We start from the raw sequence: 21,147 nt of genomic DNA, 5'->3' as shown, positions 1-21,147 counted from the left end.
ACACAACGAGCAGATCGCCTGACGTTCCGGGGTGAGGATGGAAAGGTCCTGGTGGACCGAGGTCGCGGAGGACACGAGTGCCTCCATGGCGAGCTGCATCCGGGGCGCCGTCCGCCCACCGGTGACGGCGTACGGCCGCACCAGGGAGCTCTGCTCCGCCTGTGCGGCGGGGGGTGCGGGCACCGGGTTCGTGCCGCCGTAGTACCGGTGGGCGTCGTCCACCGGCGGGTAGGGCTCACCGTTCCAGCCGCCGCCTGCCACGCCGTCCTCCTGACCTGCTCGTGCTCGCTCCGGAAGTCAGCGGCCCCGAGGCCGTCCCGCTTCCGGGCCGTCTCCCCCGCCCTGTGCCCCATGTCGTGCCCGGACCGCCGGCGGCCGCCGGCGGGGGGCCGGTCACCGCGGGTGGGACGCCTGGAGCTCGGCGCGGACGGCGGGCGTCAGCACCTGCCCGGCCCGCTCGACGAGCAACGTCATCTGGTAGGCCACCAGTCCCATGTCCGAGTCCGCCGACGCCAGGACGGCCAGGCACGAGCCGTCGCTGATCGACATGATCAGCAACAGCCCCCGCTGCATCTCCACAACCGTCTGCGTCACCGGACCGCCCTCGAACACCCGGGACGCCCCCTGCGTCAGACTGATCAACCCCGCCGCCACCGCCGCCAGCTGATCCGCCCGATCCTTCGGAAACCCGTCCGAGTACGCCAGCGGCAACCCGTCCGAGGACACCACCACCGTGTGCGCCACGCCCGGCACGTTGTTCACGAAGTCCGTGATCAACCAGTTGATGCCGCGCGCGGCCTGGCTCATTTCCCTCATGTGTCCTCCTTCTCGGTGTCCTGGGCACGTGGGTCGCCCAGGGGCGCCGCCCCCGGATATCCCTGGTTCTCGTCCGCCTCCCCGCGGGCCACCGCCCGGCCCTGCCGGACGCCCTGCTGGAAGCTGGAGAGGCGGTTGCGCACGCGCTCCGGTGAGAGCACGGGCGGCGGCGCAACGGGCGGCGCGGCGGCGACCGGCTCCCCAGAGGGAGCCCCGGCGGTCGCCGAGCCGGGCACCAGGTTGGCCTTCGGCACGCGCTTGGGCAGGCCGGAGGACGTGACCCCGCCGAGTGTGGGCTCCGCGGCCGCCTTGGCGGCCTGCCAGCCCGCGTCCGCCGGCGACGACCAGGTCCTGGCCTCCGGCTGCGCCTCGCCGTCGGACTCGCTCTTTTCCGCCGGTCCGTCGACCTTCCTGAACCAGTCGGACTCCACCGCCGCGAAGATCGGCAAGAACTCCTCCTCGGCCTCCAGCGGCGAGGTGCGCACGACGGGCAGCGGACCGGTGTTGTCGTCACCGTCGAACGGGCCGCGTCCCGAGCGCCCCGGCCACCCGCCGTCGCCCTGGCTCCCGCCCGGCCAGGACGTGCTCCCCGGAGGGGGCAGGTGCCCGGGCCATGGCGTGTCGACCGGGGCTTCCCCGATCCGTCCGCGGTCGAAGGGGTTGGTGTCGAAGGGGCTCGCGTCGAACGTCGTCGTCTCGAAGGGGTCGTTGTCGAACGTGGTCTTCTCGAACGTGCTCTTGTCGAACGCGCCGCTGTCGAACGGCGTCCTGCCGAAGGCCCCGCCTTCGGCGGGCGGCTGGTCGAAGGACGGCTTCTCGAACGCGTTGCGCTCGAACGGCCCGGTGTCGAAGCCGCGCTGCTCCTGCTTGGGTGCCGGGTCGAACGGCGACCTGTCGAACGGGCCGGAGTCGAACGAGCCGGAGTCGAACGGGTTGCGGGCGAAGGGGTCGGACTCGCCTGGCGCGCCGCCTCCGAAGGGGTTGCGGGCGAACGGGTCCTGCTCGAAGCCCACCGGCTCGCGGGGGAACGTCTCGAACGGGCCCCGCTCGAACGGGTCGGCGCCCGGGGTGCCCACGCCGGGAGCGTCCGAGCCGAACACCGGTGTGCGCGCGGCGGGCTCGAACGGCGTCGGGCTGGCGAGGGCCGGGGCCCCGAACGCGGGCATCCCGGCCGGCGTCCCGAACTGCGGGCCGGCGCCCATCGACGGCATCGAGCCGGCCGGCTCCGGCTGCGGCATCCCGGGGACCCCGGGGAACGCCGGACCGCTCTGGGCCAGCAGGGCCTCGGGGAGCAGGACCATGGCGGTCAGGCCGCCGGAGTCCTGCTGGCGCAGCTGCACCCGGATGCCGTGGCGCAGCGCCAGGCGGCCGACCACGAACAGGCCCATGCGGCGGGACACCGACACGTCCACGACGGGCGGGTTGGCGAGCCGGTAGTTCGTCTGTCCCAGTTCCTCGGCCGTCATGCCGATGCCCTGGTCGCTCACCGAGATGATCAGGCCGCCGCCGTCGATGCGGTTGCTCGACACCGTGACCTTCGTCTCGCGGGGGGAGAACGAGATGGCGTTCTCGACCAGCTCCGCGACGAGGTGGACGACGTCGTTGACCGACTGGCCGACGACCGCCACGCCGGGCTGCACCTGGAGGTTCACCCGCTCGTAGCCCTCGACCTCCGAGAGCGACGCGCGGACGACGTCGACGATCGGGACCGGCTGGCCCCAGCGCCGCGCGGCCTCCTGGCCGGCGAGGACCAGGAGGTTCTCACTGTTGCGGCGCATGCGGGTCGCCAGGTGGTCGAGCTTGAACAGGTTCCCGAGCCGCTGCTCGTCCTGCTCGCCCTGCTCCAGCCCGTCGATCAGGGACAGCTGCCGTTCCACGAGGGTCTGCGTGCGGCGCGACAGGTTCACGAACATCGCGTTGACGTTGCTGCGCAGCCGGGCCTCGTCGCCCGCCAGCCGCACCGCCTCGCGGTGGACCTCGTCGAAGGCCCGCGCCACTTCCCCGATCTCGTCGCGGGCGACCACGCCGATCGGCGCGATGGCCGGCGTCTCCGACCCGTCGCCCGCCTCGCGGAGCCGCTGGACGGTGTCGGGGAGACGGTGACCCGCGATCTCCAGCGCCTCGCTGCGCAGCCGGCGCAGCGGCCGGACCAGCGACCGGGCGACGCCGGTGGTGATGACGAGGACCGCGATCAGCAGGAGGGCGACCGCGACCGCGATGACGATCGCGCGCTGCTGCTCGTCGTCCTTCAGCGTCTGGCTGCGGGCCACGATGGCGGAGGTGAGCTTCGCCTCGACCGTGCGCATCCGGTTGATCGGCTGCGACATCGCGTCGTACCACTCACGGGTGTCGTCGCGCGAGGTGAGGTCGAGGTGCGGGTTGTTGAGGGGGAAGCCCGCGTTGGCACGGTCGAGGACGAGCGTGCGCAGGAACTCGGCCTGGTCGACCTTGCCGCCGGAGACGGTGGTGTCGTAGTCGGTCCGCTCGTCGCGGGTGGCGTTCTTGCGGAAGGTGCGCAGCTCGCGGTCCTGTGCGGACAGGGCGCCGAGGAAGTCCTGCAGCTGGGCCTGCTCGAATCGGCCGTTCGGGAGGACCGTGGTGAGGATGCCGCGCTGGTCGGAGGCGGCCTCCTTGGCCTTGGCGAGCGCCGACAGCGTCACGGACATGGCGGCGAGCTGGTCGTCCAGCGTGCCCTTGGCGAGCTCGTCCTGCAGGGCCAGCAGGTCCTCGATGACGAGGGAGTACTGTTCCAGCACCGCGCTCGGCAGCAGGGTGCCGCGCTGCACGGCCTGCTGGCGCAGGGGCTCGAGGCTGTCGAGCTTGCCCAGGATGTGCTCGACCTCGTCGCCCGCCCGGCTGCCGACGTTCGAGCGGACGCTCGTGGCGAGCGAGCGGACACTGGCGGCGGCCTTGTCGACGAGGGCGATCTGGGCCACGACGGCGGCGGTGGCCTTCTGCGGCCGGCCGATCGTCGCGTTCCACGCCGCCCGGTCCCGCTCGGCCTGTAACTCGTGCGTCAGGCCGGCGACGCCGTCCACGAGCCGCGCCAGGTCGTTGATCTGCTGGTAGTCGGCGGCGGTGCTGACGGAGGTCGCCACCCGCAGCCCGCCGAGCAGCAGGGCCGCGACGGTCGGGATGAGGATCAGGGCCACGAGCCGGGAGCGCACCCGCCAGTTGCGCAGGAGGAACCGGCTTCCCTCGTCTGGCTCCTGCTCAGCCGCAACCCCTGTCCCGGGGCTCTCGTCAGTCCGGGGGTCTAGTGTCCTCACAGGCTTCGCAACCTCTCGCCGTAACTGCGCACAGGGGGAGTGTCTCATCACGGGCGTGGCTCTCGTGACAGAAGAGACGTCCTGCAGGCGAGGGTAATTGCAGCACACCCACACCAGGGAGGCCAACCGAACACCCGTGCACAAATAGCCTAGAAAGGCATGGGTATGACGTTAATTACTTAAATATCAGGTCGCCATCATTACCAAATTGTGCCCTGTGAGCAAGGGCAAGGCATCCGGCGCATGAATGAGGGGCGGCGCCCCGCAGGCGCCGCCCCCGTCGTCCGGGTCGTCCCGGTCGTCCTAGTAGGCCCGGCCGTACGCCGCCCGGACCGTCAGGACGTACTCGACGAGGCTGATGAGCGTCGTCTTGACGGCCTCGCGCGAACGGGCGTCGGTGCGCACGATCGGCACCTGCGCGGGCAGCGACAGCGCCTCGCGCACCTCGTCCTCCGAGTGGAGGAACTGTCCGTCCCAGCCGTTCATCGCGACGAGGAACGGCAGCTGGGCCTCCTCGAAGTAGTCGATCGCCGGGAAGCAGTCGGCGAGCCTGCGGCTGTCGACGAGCACGACCGCCCCGATCGCGCCGCGGACCAGGTCGTCCCACATGAACCAGAAGCGGTGCTGGCCCGGCGTCCCGAACAGGTACAGGATCAGGTCCTGGTCCAGCGAGAGCCGGCCGAAGTCCATGGCGACGGTGGTCGTCGTCTTGTTCGGAGTGAGGCCGAGGTCGTCGATGCCCGCGCTGGCGTCGGTCATCACGGCTTCCGTCGTCAGAGGAAGGATCTCGGAGACGGCCCCGACGAAGGTCGTCTTGCCGACGCCGAACCCACCCGCCACGACGATCTTCGTCGAGGTCAGACCACGACTAGAGCCTGCGTAGTCCACTGAGCACCCTTTCGAGCAGGTTGAGGTCTGGCTGCCCCTGGTTCAGCTGAGGCATGTGCAGGCGCACCAGACCCTCGTCGGCCATGTCGGCGATGAGCACGCGGGCCACGCCGAGGGGGACCCGGAGCAGCGCCGAGACCTCCGCGACCGATCGTACGGAACGACATAGCATCATGATCGATTCCTGCTCTGGAGTGAGCAGGGAGTAGTCATCGCTCTTCAAGGTCACCGATGATACGAGGGTTTCCATCGCCATGTGGTAACGCGGCTCGGAACGCCCGCCGGTGACAGCGTACGGACGGAACAGAGGCTCGTCCTCTGTTCCGTCACCCGCGCGCATGCCCCTCTCCCGCGGCCGTCATCGGCGTGACGTCTGGAGCTCGGCGCGCAGCGCCGGGGTGAGCACCTGACCGGCCCGCTCGACGAGCAGGGTCATCTGGTAGGCCACCAGGCCCATGTCGCAGTCGGGCGCGGCCAGGACGGCCAGGCAGGAGCCGTCGCTGATCGCCATGACCAGCAGCAGGCCCCGCTGCATCTCGACGACCGTCTGGGTCACCGAGCCGCCCTCGAACACCCGCGAGGCGCCGACGGTGAGGCTGAGAAGGCCGGCGGCGACCGCGGCGAGCTGGTCGGCACGGTCCGGCGGGAACCCGTCAGATTGGGCCAGCCGCAGGCCGTCCGACGACACCACCACCGCGTGCGCGACGCCGGGCGTGCTGCCGACGAACTCGGTGATCAGCCAGTCGAACCTGCGTGCTTCCACGCTCAGCTCAGTCACGAGCCCTCCTCCTCATTTCCCGACCCTTCGGCGAAGCCCTCGGCCGCTTGGGCCCTGCCCCGCCGTACACCCTGCTGGAAGCTGGAAAGGCGGCTGCGCACCGCGTCGGCCGAGATCGGCGGGCGCGGGGCGGACGCGGCCGGGGCGTCCGCCCCGATCGAGCCCGGAACCAGGTTGGCCTTGGGTGTGCGCTTGGGCAGACCCGCCGACGTGACGCCGCCCAGCAGGGGGTCCCGGGCACTGGCCGCCGCCTGGTAGCCGCTGTCGGCCCGGGAGCGCCATCCGCTGTCCGGCGGGAGCACCACCGGTCCCGTCGTCGCGGGATCGGGGTCCGCGCCGTGCCGTGACGGCATGCCCGGCGCGGGCGCCGCGGCGTTGCCGCCGGGGCCGGGGATCCCGTTGCCCGGTCCGGCCGCCGAGGCCCTCGGGACGGCGAACGCTCCCGTGTCCGTGCCCGCTCCGGCGCCCGCGCCGTTCGCGTCCGACGTGGGACGGCGGAACCAGGCCGACTCGACGGAGGCGAAGATCGGCAGGTACTCGTCCCCGTGCTCCAGCGGGGAGTCCTCGACCTTGGGCAGCGGCCCGGTCACCGAGCCCGGGTCCCCCACGGGGAAGGCGCCGGAGTGCTCGGTGAAGGCCGACGGGCTCCTGGACGGGTCGGCCGTCTCGGCGAACGACGGGAAGCCGAGCGGCTCACGCGGGGGCGGCGGAGCCTCCCTCGGGGGCGCGGAGAACGGCGCGAAGGCGCCGCGGCCGGGCTCGCCCGCGCCGTTCCCGAGGCCCGCGGCCGGACCGTTCCCGCCCGGGCGGGGCAGCGGGCCCGTCCCGAACGCCGGGGCCGGGGTGACCTCGGACGGCAGGGGGCCGGTCCCGAAGGCGGGCGCGGCCGGAGCCTCGGGCGTGATGGGACCGGTCCCGAAAGCGGGCGCCTCGGGAGCCAGCGGGCCCGTACCGAAAGCGGGGGCCTGCGGGGCCTCGGGAGCCAGCGGACCGGTCCCGAAGCCCGGGGAGGCGCCGTTCTCGAGGGGCGCCCGCCGCGACGGCAGCCCGTTGGCGCCGGGGACGCGGGGGCCGCCGCTCCACGGTTCGAAGCCGGCGCCGGGGCCGGGGTCGGCGAAGGCCTGCCGTACCGCCAGGTTGCCGGTCGTCTGGGCGCCGCCCAGGCCTCCCGCCCCGGCGACGGCCTGGTCGGCGCTGGAGACGAGCTGGGCGGGGAACAGCACCATGGCGATGACGCCGGCGACGTCACCGCGGCGGAGCTGGACGCGGATGCCGTGGCGCAGTGCCAGGCGGCCGACCACGAACAGGCCCATCCGCCGGGACACCGACACGTCGATCGTCGGCGGCTCGGCGAGGCGGCGGTTGATCTCCGCCATCTCCTCGGGCGACATGCCGATGCCGGCGTCCGTCACGCCGAGCATGACCGCGCCGCCCTCGACCGGGCTGCTGGACACCACGACCTTGGTGTTGCGCGGGGAGAACGCGATGGCGTTCTCCACCAGCTCCGCGAGCAGGTGGACCACGTCGTTGGCCGCGTGGCCCGCCAGGGCGATGCCCCGGTGCACGCGGACCACGACCCGCTCGTAGTCCTCGACCTCCGACAGCGACGCGCGGACGACGTCCACGAGGCGGGCGGGCTGGCTCCGCTTGCGCGGCGGCTCGTGGCCGGCGAGGACCAGGAGGTTCTCACTGTTGCGGCGCATGCGGGTGGCCAGGTGGTCGAGCTTGAACAGGTCGGACAGGCGGCCGCCGTCCTCCTCGCCCCGCTCCAGGCCGTCGATCAGCGAGATCTGCCGTTCCACCAGCGTCTGCGTACGGCGCGACAGGTTCACGAACATCGCGTTGACGTTGGCGCGCAGGCGGGACTCCTCGGCCGCCAGGCGCACGGCCTGGGCGTGGACCTCGTCGAACGCCTGCGCCACTTCACCGATCTCGTCCTCGGTGCCGACGGAGATCGGCTGCACCTGGGCCTCGCGGGAGGGGTCGTCCGACTCGCGCATCTTGCGCACCACGTCGGGCAGCCGCCTTCCCGCGATGTCGAGCGCCTCGGCCCGCAGGCGGCGCAGCGGCGACACCATCGAGCGGGCGATGAGCACGGTGGTCGCCAGGACGAGCAGCAGCAGGGCCAGGATGAGCGCGCCGGCGATGAGGGCGTTGCGCTGCTCGGCCGACTGCAGCTCGCGGGCCCGGTCGAGCACGAAGCCCGACACCCGCTGCTCGACGGTGTGCATCTGCTCGATGGACTTCGTGCTGTCCTGGAACCACCCCTGGGCCGTCTTGTCCCGGCCCCGGTAGCTGCTCAGCGACTGGTTCTGCAGACCGAGGGTCAGCGCCCACGACTTGGTCAGCTCGCTGTTGACCACGTCCTTGTCGCCGAACAGGGTCACCAGCCGGCTGCTCTCGGCCGGCGGCGCCTCGGTGTAGAACGTGGCCAGATAGCCCGTCTGGCGTGACTGGGAGGCCAGGAAGTCCTGCAGCTCGACGGTGGTGAACTGCTCGTTGCGCTCCAGCAGCTCGCGCGTGAGCATCGAGCGCTGGAGGGCGACCTCCTCCTTGGCGTGGGCGAGACCCGCGAGGGCCCGCTCGTTGCCGACGATCTCGGCGTCCTCGTTGGTGTTGCTGAGCTCGTCCTGCAGGCGCAGGAGGTTCGCGATGATCGCGCTGTAGTCCTCGGGGGCGCCGTTCGCCCGGATGCCGCGCAGGCTCTCGATGCGGCTCTCGGCCTGCTGGGCCTGCTCGACCGCGCGCGCCCCGAAGCCCTCGTCGATGTTCCTGAGGTCGGCCTTCACCTGCTCGACCAGCGGGTCGACCGTCGCCCGCTGCTGGTTGCGGGTCACCTCGGTCTGCCCGTCGATGTTGAACTTGCGCTGGCGGTTGCCGCCCCACACGAAGAGGTCGCGCTCCAGCCCGAGCTGCTCGGCCAGGTCCCTCAGGTGGAGGGAGTACTCCGCCGCCGACCTGGTCCGCTGGTAACCGTTCAGGCTGTCGATCGAGCCGACGACCCGGATACTCGCGAGTAGCACCGCGACCAGCGTGGGGGCCACGATCAGGGCGGTCAACCGGGTGGGCACCCGCCAGTTCCGCGGCGAGAGACGCCTCTTCCGCCTGCGGTTATCGGTATTCGACTGCTCCATGCTCACCGGCCCCGCCATCTTTCGGCTCGCCTTCACGCGTCTGGACAGCATGAAGTGACACAGCTATATAAGCGGGGACAATTCGACCACAAGGTCACGACGGCCTGCGGCCCTACCCCTGTCGCAGCACCTTAATTGTTACCAAGAGGTAAGAGGATCGTCGCCCGACTCATCGCAGAGCAGCGAGGACGTGCTCCCGTACCTGGAGACGCTGTTGCTCGTCGGTGATCGGGCGGCCAGTACGATCCGCCACATAGAAGACATCCACCGCTTCTGCGCCCAGAGTCTCCACTCGCGCCGCTCGTACGTCAAGGCCGCACTCCCCGAACGCCCGTCCGATACGCCACAGGAGTCCCGGACGGTCGTGGGCGCGCACCTCCACCACCGTGGCGGTGGTGGACGCGTCGTCCACCAGGGTGACTCGGGGCGGGGCGACCGGCACCCGGGGCGGGCGCACGGACCTGGCCCGCCGGGCCAGGCGCTGCTCGATGTCGAGGCGGCCGGCCAGGACCAGGCGCAGGTCGGCCTCCAGCGTGGCGGGGTCCGGCGGCGTGCCGTACTCGGGGACGACGGCGAACTCGATGACCGCGGTCGCGCCGGCCGAGGCGGCCGAGGCCGAGCGCACGACCATCCGGTGCGCGGCCAGGACTCCCGCCGCCCGCCACAGCAGGCCGGGACGGTCGGGCGCGACCACGGTGACGGCCGTGCCGTTGACCCGCACCGCGCCGCCGCCGTGCCGGGCGAGCGCGGCCTGCTCCTCCGACAGGACCGGCGCGGGGACGGGCGGCGTGCCGGACAGCACGGAGCGCACCCGGCGCACCAGGTCGGAGACGAGGGACGCCTTCCAGGAGTTCCAGGCCGCCGGCCCGGTGGCGTGCCCGTCGCACACGGCGAGCGCGGCCAGCAGTTCGAGGACCTCCCGCGACCCGACGGCCTCGGCGACCCTGGCGATCGTGACCGGGTCGTCCAGGTCGCGGCGGGTCGCGGTCTCGGGCAGCAGGAGGTGGTGGCGGACCACGGTGGCGAGCACCTCGACGTCCGCGGGGGGAAGGCCGATCCGGGTCCCGATGTCGCGCGCGACGATCTCGCCGGTCGTGGAGTGGTCGCCGGGCCATCCCTTGCCGATGTCGTGCAGCAGCGCGGAGATCAGCAGCAGGTCGGGCCGGGAGACCTCGCGGGTGAAGGAGGCGGCGCCGGCGGCGGTCTCGATCAGATGCCGGTCGACCGTGTACCGGTGGACCGGGTTGCGCTGGGGGCGGTGCCGTACGCGCTCCCAGTCGGGGATGAGCCGCACGAGGAAGCCCGCCTGGTCCAGCTCCTCCCACACGGGCACGGCGGCCCGGCCGGCGCCCAGCAGGGCGACGAGCGCGGCTCTGGCCTCCGGCGGCCACGGGACGGGCAGCGGCGGCGACTGGGCGGCGAGCGCCGACACGGTGGCCGGGGCGAGCGGCAGGCCCGCCTCCGCGGCGGCCGCGGCGGCGCGCAGGACCAGCGTCGGGTCGGTGCGGGGGTTCACTCCGCGGGCCAGCACGACCTCGCCGCCGTGCTCGACCACGCCGTCGGCGAGGGGCCGCCTCCCGCGGGGCGCGGGACCGGTCAGGAGCCGGTCGACCGTGCGCCAGGTGGCGTCGAAGGAGTGGGAGATCGTGCGGCCCGCCTCGGCGAGACGGCGCATCAGCGCCTCGGCGTCCAGCATGCCGAGCGTGCCGGCGACGGCGTCCTGCTCCTGCAGGACGAGGCGGTCGGTGCCGCGCGCGGTGACCAGGTGCAGGCCGTGCCGGATGTCCAGCAGCAGCTCGTACGCCTCCCGGACGCGCGGGCCGGGCGCGGAGGCGACCCACGCGGCGGCGACGGCCTGCATGGCCTGCACGTCGCGGATGCCGCCCCTGGAGTCCTTGAGGTCGGGTTCGAGAAGGAAGGCCAGCTCCCCGCCGGCCTCCGCCCGCTTGTCGGCGGCCGCGCGCAGCTCGGCCAGCCTGCGCCGCGAGTCGGCCCGCCACTCGGCGAGCACGGCCTCGCGGACGGCCCGCGTGAGCTCCGGGTCGCCGACGACGTGCCGCGCCTGGATGAGCCCGAGGACGGCCTTGAGGTCCTCCCTGGCCACCTTCACCGCCTCGTCGACGGTGCGGACCGAGTGGTCCAGGCCGACCCCGGAGTCCCAGATGGGGTACCAGATGCGGTCGGCGATCCGGGCCACGTCGTCCCGGCCGTTGTGGAGGAGGACCAGGTCGAGGTCGCTGCCCGGGGCGAGCTCTCCCCGCCCCAGGCTGCCCACGGCGACGAGGGCGACCCCGCCGATCCCGTTGGGACCCGCGGAGCCGCGCTCCTCCGGGAAGCCCGTGGCCCCCGATCCGCTCAGTCCGTCACGGGCGTAAGGCCCGGTGGCCGCCGTGCGGAACAGATCGGTGAGCCACCGGTCGATGTCCGCGGCCCGGTCCTTGCGGGCCGCGGCGAACGAGCGAGCTTCCCCTCTCATCATCCGGTTACAGGGCCTCCGGCCCGCGCTCCCCCGTGCGGACCCGGACCACGGCGTCCACCGGGACGGACCACACCTTGCCGTCGCCGATCTTGCCGGTCTGGGCGGCCTTGACGATGACGTCGATGACGTCCTCGGCGTCGTCCTCCTCGGCCAGCACCTCGACCCGGACCTTGGGCACCAGGTCGACCTGGTACTCGGCGCCGCGGTAGACCTCGGTGTGGCCGCGCTGCCGGCCGTACCCGCTCGCCTCGGAGACGGTCATGCCCTTGATCCCGAACTGCTCCAGCGCCGCTTTGACGTCGTCGAGCTTGAACGGCTTGATCACTGCGGTGATGAGTTTCATGCGTCGACCTTCTTCGCCTCAGCCGGGACGGGCCCGTTGACGGAGGCCACCCCGGAGGAGTGGATGGTGCCGAGGTCGTATCCGGTCTCGGCGTGGGTGGTGATGTCGATGCCGGTGACCTCGTCCTCCTGGGTGACGCGGAAGCCGATGGTCTTGTCGATGATCTTACCGATCACGTAGGCCATCACGAAGGAGTACAGGCCGACCGCGACCGGGCCGAGGATCTGGACGCCGAGCTGGGAGATCGGGCCCGCGTAGATGAGGCCCTTGTTCTGGCCGTCGGCGAAGGGGTACCGGGCGATGATGCCGAGGGAGACCGCGCCGAGCGCGCCGCCGACCAGGTGGACGCCGACCACGTCGAGGGAGTCGTCGAAGCCGACGCGGTACTTGAGGCCCACCGCGTACGCGCAGACCGCGCCGGCGAGGGCGCCCAGGACCACGGCGGCCCAGGGGTCGACGAAGCCGCAGGCGGGGGTGATGGCCACGAGGCCGGCGACCGCGCCGGAGGCGACGCCGAGCGTGGTCGAGTGCCCGTCGCGGAGCTTCTCGACGAGGATCCAGGCGCCGGCCGCGGCGGCCGTGGCGACCTGGGTGTTCATGAACGCGAGGCCGGCGGTGCCGTCGACCGCGAGCTCGGAGCCGGCGTTGAAGCCGAACCAGCCGAACCACAGGAGGCCGACGCCGAGCAGGACCAGCGTCAGGTTGTGCGGGCGCATCGGGTCCTTGCGCCAGCCGGAGCGCTTGCCGAGGACCAGCGCCAGTGCGAGACCCGCGGCACCGGCGTTCACGTGGACGACCGTGCCGCCCGCGAAGTCCTCGATGCCGAGGCCGGCCAGCCAGCCGCCGCCCCACACCCAGTGCGCCACGGGGAAGTACACCAGCGTCGCCCACACCACGGAGAAGACCACCCACGCCCCGAACTTCGCCCGGTCGGCGATCGCACCGCTGATGAGGGCCACGGTGATGATGGCGAAGGTGAGCTGGAACGCCGAGAACACGAGGCTCGGCATGCCGGTGCCGTCGTCCTTGGTCGCGGTGTCCACCAGGCTCTGCAGCCCCACGGCGTCGAAACCGCCGATGAGCTTGTTGGTGAAGCTGTCGGCGTCGCCGAACGTCGTGAAGGCGATGGTGTGCCCGTACAGAACCCATGCGATGGTTACCGTGATGATGCTGACGAACGACATCATCATCATGTTCAGGACGCTCTTCGCCCTGGTCATGCCCCCGTAGAAGAACGCGAGGCCCGGAGTCATCAGCAGCACGAGCGCGGTTGCCGTGATCATCCAGGCGGTGGTGCCGGTATCGATCTTCACCGACGCGGCCCTCCTTACAATTGGCGTGTGGCCGGTTATCGCTCCCGCAGTGGCTTCGTCCGGGGGGTGGCCCCGGTTCACGGCGACTCTCCGCGGGCCCGGAGCTGTCGCCGTGCGCGGGGGTCGACCGGCTGGCGCACTGACGTTGGCGACAGCGTGTTCTTCCGCCGTTTCAGGTCGCGACTCTGCGTGTTTCGCATGTGTGAAACTCGGCACGGTGATGTTTCATCCGCGTTTCGGGCCGTTCAAGAACACAGAAACGCGCACCCCGGAGAGGTGCGCGTCTGTGAACAATGTTTCCCGTGATTCTTCCGCCCGGCGGCCGGCGGGTGATCAGGCGGCGGCGCTCGCCATCTTCCGCAGCCGCACGAGGGCGTCGCGCTCCAGGCGGCGGGCCCGGTCGCGGCCGATGCCGTACCGCTCCCCCACCTCGGTGAGGGTGTGTTCACGCCCGTCCACCAGGCCGTAGCGCCAGCGCAACATCTCGCGGATCTGGCCCTCCAGGCCGGTCAGCCACTCCTCCAGGCGCTCCTTGTCGAGGGTCGCCATGGCCTGCTGCTCCGGGTCGGCCCAGGTCTCGTCCGCGATCATGTCGCCCAGCTCGGTCTCGTCCTCGTCGCCCACGCCGAGCTGGAGGGAGACCGGGTCGGAGGCCCAGCGGCGCAGCTCCTGCACCCGCTCGATGGGCAGGTCGAGCACCTCGGCCAGATCGGCGTCGGTCGGCTCGGCGTCGAACTCGGCCAGCATGTCCCTGCGCACCCGCATCAGCCGCGTCATCTGCTCACCGGCGTGGGTGGGCAGGCGCACCGGCCGCGCCTGCTCGTGGATCGAGCGGCCCACCGACTGGCGGATCCACCAGGTGGCGTAGGTCGAGAACTTGTACCCCCGCCGGTAGTCGAACTTCTCCACCGCGCGCACCAGGCCCAGGTTGCCCTCCTGGACGAGGTCGATCAGCGGCATCCCCCGCCCCGAGTACTTCCGGGCCACCGCCACCACCAGGCGCAGGTTGGCCTGGATGAACTCGTCCTTCGCCCGCCGCCCGGAGATCGCGATGCGCTCGAGCTCCTCGTCGGCCGCGTCCGAGACCTTCGGCTCCGGCCGCCCGCCGTCGAGCAGGTGCTCGGCGAACAGGCCCGCCTCGATCCGCTTGGCGAGCTCCACCTCCTGCTCGGCCGTCAGAAGGGGGATCCGGCCGATCTCGGCCAGATAGGTCCCCAGCAGGTCCCGGTCAGAGACGTGCTGATCCTGCGTCCGATTCCCCGTCGCCATCCGATGGCACCTCGTTCCGCGCGGCGTTATGCACGTTGTGTCGGAACCGGTTCCCCCGAGCCCGCGCGCCCCGCTCTGCACGGGCTTCCGGATTCACCGATCCTGACTCGATCAACGGTCCGTCCAGGGCAAAGATTCCCTAAACTAATACGACCGCAGAATGGTTTCCGGTTCCTCCTGAAGGAGGATGCGCGGCTGGAAAATGCCGGACTACCCCTCTGGGGGCGACTCAAACGAGGCGGCGGCCTGACTGCCAGACCTGCGCCACCAGTGGCACTCCCGGCCGGTAGGCGAGGTGGACGTACGACGGCGCCTCCAGGACGGCCAGATCCGCCCTGGCGCCCACGCGCAGGATGCCCACGTCGTGGCGGCGCAGCGCCCGCGCCCCGCCCAGCGTCGCCGCCCGCACGGCCTCACGCGGCGTCATCCCCATCTCCCGTACGGCGAGGGCGACGCAGAACGGCATCGAGGTGGTGAACGACGACCCCGGGTTGCAGTCGGTGGCGAGCGCCACGTTCACCCCGGCGTCGAGCAGCCGCCGCGCGTCCGGGTACGGCGAGCGGGTGGAGAACTCGGCCCCCGGCAGCAGCGTGGCCACCACCCCGCTGTCGGCGAGATCGGACACGTCCCGGTCGGTCAGGTGGGTGCAGTGGTCGGCCGAGGCCGCCCCCATCTCGCAGGCGAGCCGGACGCCGGGCCCCGGCCCGAGCTGGTTGGCGTGGACCCGCGCCCGCAGGCCCGCCTTGATCCCCGCCGCCAGCACCTCCCTGCTCTGCTCCTCGTCGAACGCGCCGCGCTCGCAGAACACGTCGACCCACCGGGCGTACGGCGCGCAGGCGTCCAGCATCGGCCCGGTCACCACGCGGACGTAGTCGTCGGCCGTGGTCCCCTGCGGCACCACGTGGGCGCCCAGGAACGTGGTCTCGGCGGTGAACTGGCCGGCGATCTCCAGGCTGCGCCGCTCGGCCTCGACCGTCAGGCCGTACCCGCTCTTGATCTCGAACGTGGTGGTGCCCTGGACGGCCATCTCGGAGACCAGCGTCGCCGTGTTGTGCACCAGCTCGGGGACGCTGGCCGAGCGGGTGGCCTCGACCGTGGTGCGGATGCCGCCGGCCGAGTAGGGCACTCCCGCCATGCGGGCCGCGAACTCGGCGGTGCGGTCGCCGGCGAACACCAGGTGCGCGTGGCTGTCGACGAAGCCCGGGATGACGGCGCGGCCCTCCACGTCGACCCGCTCGTCGGCCTCCGGCGCGTGGGCGGAGGGCCCGATCCAGCGGACGACGCCGTCCTCGGCCAGCAGAGCGGCGTCCTCCAGCTCCTCACGCTCCGGGTCGGCCGTGAACAGCAGCCCGATGCCGACGAAAACCGTTGATGTCATGCCGCTCGACCCCACGCTTTCTGATCCTCGCCAACGCGCGCGCGGCGCAAACCCCTCAGTCTGGGGCCACGACCCCTAATCGCGCACCAGCGCCACGGCGTCACGCAGGAGGCCGCCGACGTCGCCGAGCACGTGCCGCCCGTCGGTCACCACCCTGCGGCCGCCGGAGACGACCGTGTGCACGTCCGCCGCCGCGGCCGAGAAGACCACCGCCTCGGCGGCCGAGCCTCTCGTCGCCCCGGCCGTGCGGACCGAGTCGAGGCGGACCGACACGAGGTCGGCCCACGCCCCCGGGACCAGGCAGCCGGCGTCGGGGAAGCCGAGCGAGGCGTGGCCGGCGGCGGTCGCGGCGTGCAGGAGCTCCGCCGCCCGCCAGTGGCCGCGCTCGCCGGTGGCCAGCCGCTCGTCGAGCTCGACGGCCCGGGCCTCCTCGAACAGGTCGACGATCGCGTGGCTGTCGCTGCCCAGCGTGATCGGGGCGCCGGCGTCGAGGAGCCTGCGGGCCGGGCCGATGCCGTCGGCCAGGTCGCGCTCGGTCGTGGGGCACATGCACACGTACGTCGTCGAGCCGCCGAGCAGGGCCACGTCCACGTCGGACAGGTGGGTCGCGTGCACGGCCGTCGAACGCGGCCCGAGAGCGCCGTGCTCGTGCAGCACCTGGACGGGCGTGGCGGCGTACGCCTCGACGCAGGCCTCGTTCTCGGCCCGCTGCTCGGAGACGTGGGCGTGCAGCGGCCCGGCGTGCCGGTGGGCGAACTCGACCGGCACGTGCATCTGCTCCGGCGGGACCGCGCGCACCGAGTGGATGGCCGCGCCGATCTCCACGTCCTCGGCGCCCTCGTAGGCCGCGGCCAGGTCCTCGGCCCGTACGGCCCAGCGGTCGGCGTCCCCGTCCCCGAACCGGAGCTGGGTGCCCTGCAGGGCGTCCCCGATGCCGCCGGTGAGGTAGCACGTGTCGATCAGCGCCATCCGCAGCCCGGCCCGCCGGGCGGCCTCGACGAGCGCGTGGCCCATGGCGTTCGCGTCGGCGTACGGCACGCCGCCGGGGCCGTGGTGCAGGTAGTGGAACTCCCCGACGCAGGTGATCCCCGCCAGCGACATCTCGGCGAAGACGGCGGTGGCCAGCCTGAGGTAGGCGTCCGGGTCGAGGGCCGCGGCCACGCCGTACATCTGCCTGCGCCAGGTCCAGAAGCTGCCCCGCTCGGTCTGGGTGTGCCCCCGGAGGGCGCGGTGGAAGGCGTGCGAGTGGCAGTCGGCGAGGCCGGGCAGGGTCAGCCCGGCGAGCCGCACGGCGCCCGGCGGGGCGGGGACCCCGGGCCGGATCTCGCCCAGCCGCCGCCCCTCCACCTCGATCGCCACGCTCTCCACGGCCTCGCCCGGCGGCAGCCACGCCATCTCGCACCAGTAGGTCACGGCGGCGCTCATCGCGTGGGACCCGCCGCGGGACGCACGGTGATCTCGGTGACGTGGGCGTCGGGGGTCGCGGTCACGGCGGCCAGCACGGCGCGCGCGACCGAGTCCGCGTCGAGGTACCGGCCCGGCTCGTACGGCCCGCCCTCCTGGGCGCGGACATCGCGCTGCATGTCGGTGTCCACGCGCCCGGGGTAGACCGTGGTGACCCGGAGCCCGTTCGCGTGCTCCTCCTCCCGCAGCACGTCGGCGAAGGCCCGCAGGGCGAACTTGCTGGCGGCGTACGACCCCCAGTTGGGGTTGGCCCGCAGCCCGGCCCCCGAGTTGATCAGCACCACGTGGCCCCGCGCCGCCCGCAGGGCGGGGAGCAGCAGCCGGGTGAGCTCGGCCACCGCGACGACGTTCACCTCCAGCGTCCGCCGCCACACCTCGGCCGGGGTGTCGGCGAGGTGGCCGAGCCTGACGACGCCGGCGCTGTGCACGAGCAGGTCGAGCCGGTCGATCCCCTCGACGTCGGCCTCGGTGACCTCGGTCAGCTCCACCGCCCAGGGACGGGAGCCCGGCAGTTCTTCGCACAGCGCGTCGAGGACCGTGCCGTCCCGCCCGCCGAGCAGGAGGTCGTGCGTGGGGGCGAGGGCCCGGGCGACGGCGGCCCCGACCCCTCGGGAGGCGCCCGTGACGAGCGCCCTCGGTCGTTCGGACATGGTCCTCACCTTAGGCCGTGCCGCGGCTCTCCTCCCGCCAAGGCCCGGTTGACGATCCCGTTCCGGCCGCCGGCCTGGTCGAGCGGGACGAGCTGCCCTGACCCCTGCGAGGACCGGTGACGATGATCGACGGGTCGCGGCCTCTGCACGACGTACCGGACGCGCGGCCGGTGGGGATCGCGGCGCCGCTCGTGGACCTGGATCGCTGGTGGTGGGGTTCGGCATGATCGCCGAGGTCCGCGCCGGAGTGCTGGAACGGCCGGCCGCGAGCCCGGCGAGCCGCCCGGCCGTCGTGCTCGGCCGGACCCTGCGGACATGCGCGACCTCACGCGCTGAGCCCGCGCCCGGCGGGACCGGCCGGGGCGTCCCGGCGAAACCGGGACGCCCCGCCCTTCTGCCCGTCCCCGGACGCGCCCGCACGCGCGCTCGACCCGGGACCGGGCGGTGGTGAAGGAGAGGTTACGCACCTTGCGGGGTTCCCGGTTTCCGGTCGCGACAGCCGTCCGGGGGCGTAAAGCCTGCTCACGGCTTTGCCCTGCGGCAGCCTCAGGAGCCGACGAGGAACTGCGTGGCGGCCAGCTCCCGGTACAGCTCGTCGGCGTCGACCAGCTCGTGGTGCGTGCCCGACGCCCGCACCCGGCCCGCCTCCATCACGATGATCCGGTCGGCCCCCGTCACCGTGGACAGCCGGTGGGCGATCACCAGGACCGTCGTCTCCCGCGCCACCTCGGCCACCACCTCGCGCAGCCGCATCTCGTTGACCGCGTCCAGCTGGGAGGTCGCCTCGTCGAGCAGCAGCAGCCGCGGCCGGCGCAGCAGCGCCCGCGCGATGGCCACCCGCTGCCGCTCCCCGCCCGACAGCAGGATGCCCCGGTGGCCGACCGGCGTCTCCAGCCCCTCGGGCAGCCGCGCCACCAGGTCGTCCAGGCGCGTACGGGCGAGGGCACGGGCGATCTCCTCGTCCGTCGCCTCCGGCGCCCCGAAGACGAGGTTCTCCTGGAACGTCCCGGCGAGGACGGGGGCGTCCTGCTCCACGTACCCGAGCGCGGCGCGCAGCTCTCCGAGCGGCCAGTCGCGGACGTCGCGCCCGCCGATGGCGATCGTGCCGGCCTGGGGCTCGTAGAAGCGCTCGATCAGGCCGAACACCGTGGACTTGCCCGCCCCGGACGGGCCGACCAGGGCCGTCATCCCGCCGGCGGACACCTCGAACGACACGTCGTCGTGCACGACCGGCCGGTCGTCGCCGTACCGGAAGACGACCCCGTCGAACGCCACGCCGACCGGATCGTGGGACCCGGCGGCGGCCGGCTCCGCCGCCGGCTCGGTGGGCAGCTCGGTGATCTCCTGGATGCGGGTGATCGCGGCCAGCCCGTTCTGGATCTGGGTGATGCTCTGGATCAGCTGGCCGATCGGGGAGACCAGGTAGAAGAGGTAGAGGAGGAAGGCGATCAGCGACGAGATCGCCATCGCGCCCGACGCCACCCGGGCGCCGCCCACCCCGAGCACCGCGAGGAAGGCGAGCTGGATCGACATCCAGGCGCCGATCCCGGCGACCGAGGTCCACGCGGCGGCCGTCACGCCGCGGTCGCGCGCCACGGCGGCGGCCTCGCCCACGGCCGCGATCTCGCGCCCCTCCGCGCCGCTGGCCTTGACCGTGCGGAACGCCTGGAGGGCCCGGTCGAGCGTGGAGCCCATCTCCCCCAGCGCGACCTGCGCCTGCAGGGACGCCTTCCGGATGCGGGGGGCGATCGTCGTGCCCATCAGGGCGACCGCGGCGACCACGGCCAGCGTGACCAAAAGCAGCAGGCCGTCCATGAGCGCCATCATCACGACGGCGCCGAGGAACATGAACGCCGCGCCCACGAGGCCGGCCAGCGACTCCGTGCACACGGCCCGCAGGAGGGTGGTGTCGGAGCTGACCCGGGAGAGCAGGTCGCCGGGCTTGAGCCGGTCCACGTCGGCCACCCGGAGCCGCAGCATGCGGTCCACGAGCGTCCGGCGTGAGGCGAGCACGATGTTCTCGCCCATCCGCTCCAGGAGGAACCGGCCACCGGCCGAGATCAGCGCGCCCACCAGGACCGCGACCGACAGGCCGAGCACCGGCCCCACCAGCTGGGCGCCGGTTCCGAACGCGTCGATCACCCGCTTGGCCAGGAGCGGCATCGAGAGCCCGGCGGCGCTGCCCACCAGGCTCAGCGCGCCGCCGAGCAGCAGCATCCGACGGTGCGGCCGCACCTGGTCGAGCAGCAGCCGCCACGGCCTTCGCCCGGCCGGCAGGCCGTCGCGTCCCCCTGTGCCCATGAATCCCCCTGTCCGCGAACCTCGGCGCGATCAATGTAGGTTCACGATAGATCGCGTGTCAACCTTGGTTGACCACCGGGACAGGATGGAAGGCGGGCGGATGTGACCGGACGGCGAAGGGGTGGTGGAGGGGGCGGGGTCAGTCGATCTCGGGCACGTCGAGGTCGAACTCGGCGTCGCCGTCCTCGACCCGGCGGAGCTTGATGTCCTCGACCCAGGCGTAGGCGAACCGGCGGACGGCGGCGATCCGCTCCTCGTCGAGGCCGTAGGCGGCGAACGCCTCGTCGGCGAGGAGGTCGACGGTCTCCAGCCGCTGGACGAGGTCCTCGGCGCTCCAGTCGTCCTCGTGCGCCGCGCCCAGCTGCTCCAGCAGGCGGAAGGGGTACAGCCCGGCGACGGAGGCGACATCAGCGAAGTCGCGGGGCAGCCCGCGGTTGTGCAGCGCGCGGACCTTGAGCCCCACGGCGTCGTCGAGGCCGGCGACCCGGCAGGGCCCCAGGTCGGCGGGCCGGTCGCGGAGGGGCTCGCGGAGCAGGGTGACCTCGCCGGCCTGGCCGCTGATCTCGTCGGTCACCACGACGCGGGCCGCCCGCGGCGCCGTCTCGCACACCTCGGCCGTCAGTCCCCTGCCCTCGTAGGCGCCCGCGACGGCCGCCGCCACCTCGGGCAGCGGCGTCTCGTCCTCGGTCACGAACGTCAGGTCGTCGACCGGGCGGTCGACGCAGCCGTGGGCGCGCAGCGCGTAGCCGCCCGCGAGCAGCAGGCCGTACCGGTCGAGCACGGGCCGCGCGTCGTCGATCAGGCGCAGGTGGAACGGGGACGGCTCCACTACGTGGCCTTTCGGTGGCGGAAGGTCAGGACGGTCCTAGCCTCTCACGCCGTAGAGCATGCGGATCTCCCAGGTGGTGTCGAGGATGTCGTGCCACGTGAGGCACAGGCGCGCCTCGGCCTCCTCCGTACGGGCCTCGGCCGCCATGAGCCGGTCGCCCGTCAGGCGGGCCGCCTCCCGTTTCAGCTGGGCCGCCATCTTCTGGAACAGGAACCGCTCCCGTGACTCCATCCCGC

Annotated in this window: 17 protein-coding genes; all 17 read right to left on the bottom strand. The window is 72.8% G+C overall.

Going from position 1 to position 21,147, the window contains the following annotated elements; translation table 11 throughout:
• Positions 1-261 (bottom strand): DUF742 domain-containing protein (locus tag Mco01_RS13640; protein ID WP_239103588.1); only part of this gene is annotated, 261 nt, incomplete at its 3' end.
• 132 nt (positions 262-393) lie between these two features.
• Complete coding sequence (locus Mco01_RS13635; RefSeq protein WP_036327217.1) at positions 394-816, bottom strand: roadblock/LC7 domain-containing protein; 423 nt, start codon at positions 814-816, stop codon at positions 394-396.
• Positions 813-3,968 carry a sensor histidine kinase gene (locus tag Mco01_RS39090; protein WP_239103587.1) on the bottom strand — a complete coding sequence of 1,052 codons (3,156 nt, stop codon included), beginning with the start codon at positions 3,966-3,968 and terminating at the stop codon, positions 813-815. Before Mco01_RS39090 ends, Mco01_RS13635 begins: the two co-directional genes overlap by 4 nt.
• A 420-nt stretch (positions 3,969-4,388) precedes the next feature.
• Entirely contained in the window at positions 4,389-4,973 is a 585-nt protein-coding gene (locus Mco01_RS13625) for a GTP-binding protein (RefSeq protein WP_036327219.1), read from the bottom strand.
• Positions 4,954-5,313, bottom strand: a complete 360-nt coding sequence (locus Mco01_RS13620; protein WP_036327221.1) for a DUF742 domain-containing protein — start codon at positions 5,311-5,313, stop codon at positions 4,954-4,956. The genes Mco01_RS13625 and Mco01_RS13620 overlap by 20 nt, the downstream gene beginning before the upstream one ends.
• An 18-nt stretch (positions 5,314-5,331) precedes the next feature.
• The gene (locus Mco01_RS13615) at positions 5,332-5,751 is read right to left on the bottom strand and encodes a roadblock/LC7 domain-containing protein (RefSeq protein ID WP_036327223.1); all 420 of its coding nucleotides are present in this window, start codon (positions 5,749-5,751) and stop codon (positions 5,332-5,334) included.
• Positions 5,748-8,822: a sensor histidine kinase gene (locus tag Mco01_RS13610; protein ID WP_204057249.1), complete on the bottom strand. Its 3,075-nt coding sequence runs from the start codon at positions 8,820-8,822 to the stop codon at positions 5,748-5,750. Before Mco01_RS13610 ends, Mco01_RS13615 begins: the two co-directional genes overlap by 4 nt.
• 232 nt (positions 8,823-9,054) lie before the next feature.
• Positions 9,055-11,361, bottom strand: coding sequence for a [protein-PII] uridylyltransferase (locus Mco01_RS13605; protein ID WP_204057248.1), 2,307 nt, complete (start codon positions 11,359-11,361; stop codon positions 9,055-9,057).
• Positions 11,362-11,368: 7 nt separating this feature from the next.
• Positions 11,369-11,707, bottom strand: a complete 339-nt coding sequence (locus Mco01_RS13600; RefSeq protein WP_036327230.1) for a P-II family nitrogen regulator — start codon at positions 11,705-11,707, stop codon at positions 11,369-11,371.
• On the bottom strand, positions 11,704-13,020 hold the full coding sequence (locus tag Mco01_RS13595; RefSeq protein WP_275410489.1) for an ammonium transporter: 1,317 nt from the start codon (positions 13,018-13,020) through the stop codon (positions 11,704-11,706). The genes Mco01_RS13600 and Mco01_RS13595 overlap by 4 nt, the downstream gene beginning before the upstream one ends.
• 333 nt (positions 13,021-13,353) lie before the next feature.
• On the bottom strand, positions 13,354-14,289 hold the full coding sequence (locus Mco01_RS13590; RefSeq protein WP_204057247.1) for a sigma-70 family RNA polymerase sigma factor: 936 nt from the start codon (positions 14,287-14,289) through the stop codon (positions 13,354-13,356).
• Between the two features lie 229 nt (positions 14,290-14,518).
• Complete coding sequence (hutI, locus tag Mco01_RS13585; RefSeq protein ID WP_204057246.1) at positions 14,519-15,667, bottom strand: imidazolonepropionase; 1,149 nt, start codon at positions 15,665-15,667, stop codon at positions 14,519-14,521.
• A gap of 75 nt (positions 15,668-15,742) precedes the next feature.
• Positions 15,743-17,092: a formimidoylglutamate deiminase gene (locus Mco01_RS13580; protein WP_204057245.1), complete on the bottom strand. Its 1,350-nt coding sequence runs from the start codon at positions 17,090-17,092 to the stop codon at positions 15,743-15,745.
• Positions 17,089-17,781 carry an SDR family oxidoreductase gene (locus Mco01_RS13575; RefSeq protein WP_204057244.1) on the bottom strand — a complete coding sequence of 231 codons (693 nt, stop codon included), beginning with the start codon at positions 17,779-17,781 and terminating at the stop codon, positions 17,089-17,091. The genes Mco01_RS13580 and Mco01_RS13575 overlap by 4 nt, the downstream gene beginning before the upstream one ends.
• Before the next feature lie 546 nt (positions 17,782-18,327).
• Positions 18,328-20,082, bottom strand: a complete 1,755-nt coding sequence (locus Mco01_RS13570; RefSeq protein WP_239103586.1) for an ABC transporter ATP-binding protein — start codon at positions 20,080-20,082, stop codon at positions 18,328-18,330.
• 139 nt (positions 20,083-20,221) lie between these two features.
• Positions 20,222-20,911 carry a hypothetical protein gene (locus tag Mco01_RS13565; protein ID WP_036327244.1) on the bottom strand — a complete coding sequence of 230 codons (690 nt, stop codon included), beginning with the start codon at positions 20,909-20,911 and terminating at the stop codon, positions 20,222-20,224.
• A gap of 36 nt (positions 20,912-20,947) precedes the next feature.
• Positions 20,948-21,142 (bottom strand): hypothetical protein, encoded by a 195-nt coding sequence (locus tag Mco01_RS13560; RefSeq protein ID WP_204057243.1) that lies wholly within the window; start codon positions 21,140-21,142, stop codon positions 20,948-20,950.
• Between the last annotated feature and the right edge of the window lie 5 nt (positions 21,143-21,147).

This window comes from Microbispora corallina (assembly GCF_016863035.1).
GTDB classification, from domain to species: Bacteria; Actinomycetota; Actinomycetes; order Streptosporangiales; family Streptosporangiaceae; genus Microbispora; species Microbispora corallina.
The sequence above is the reverse complement of the archived record's forward strand: the minus strand, read 5'-3'. Positions and strand labels throughout refer to the sequence as shown.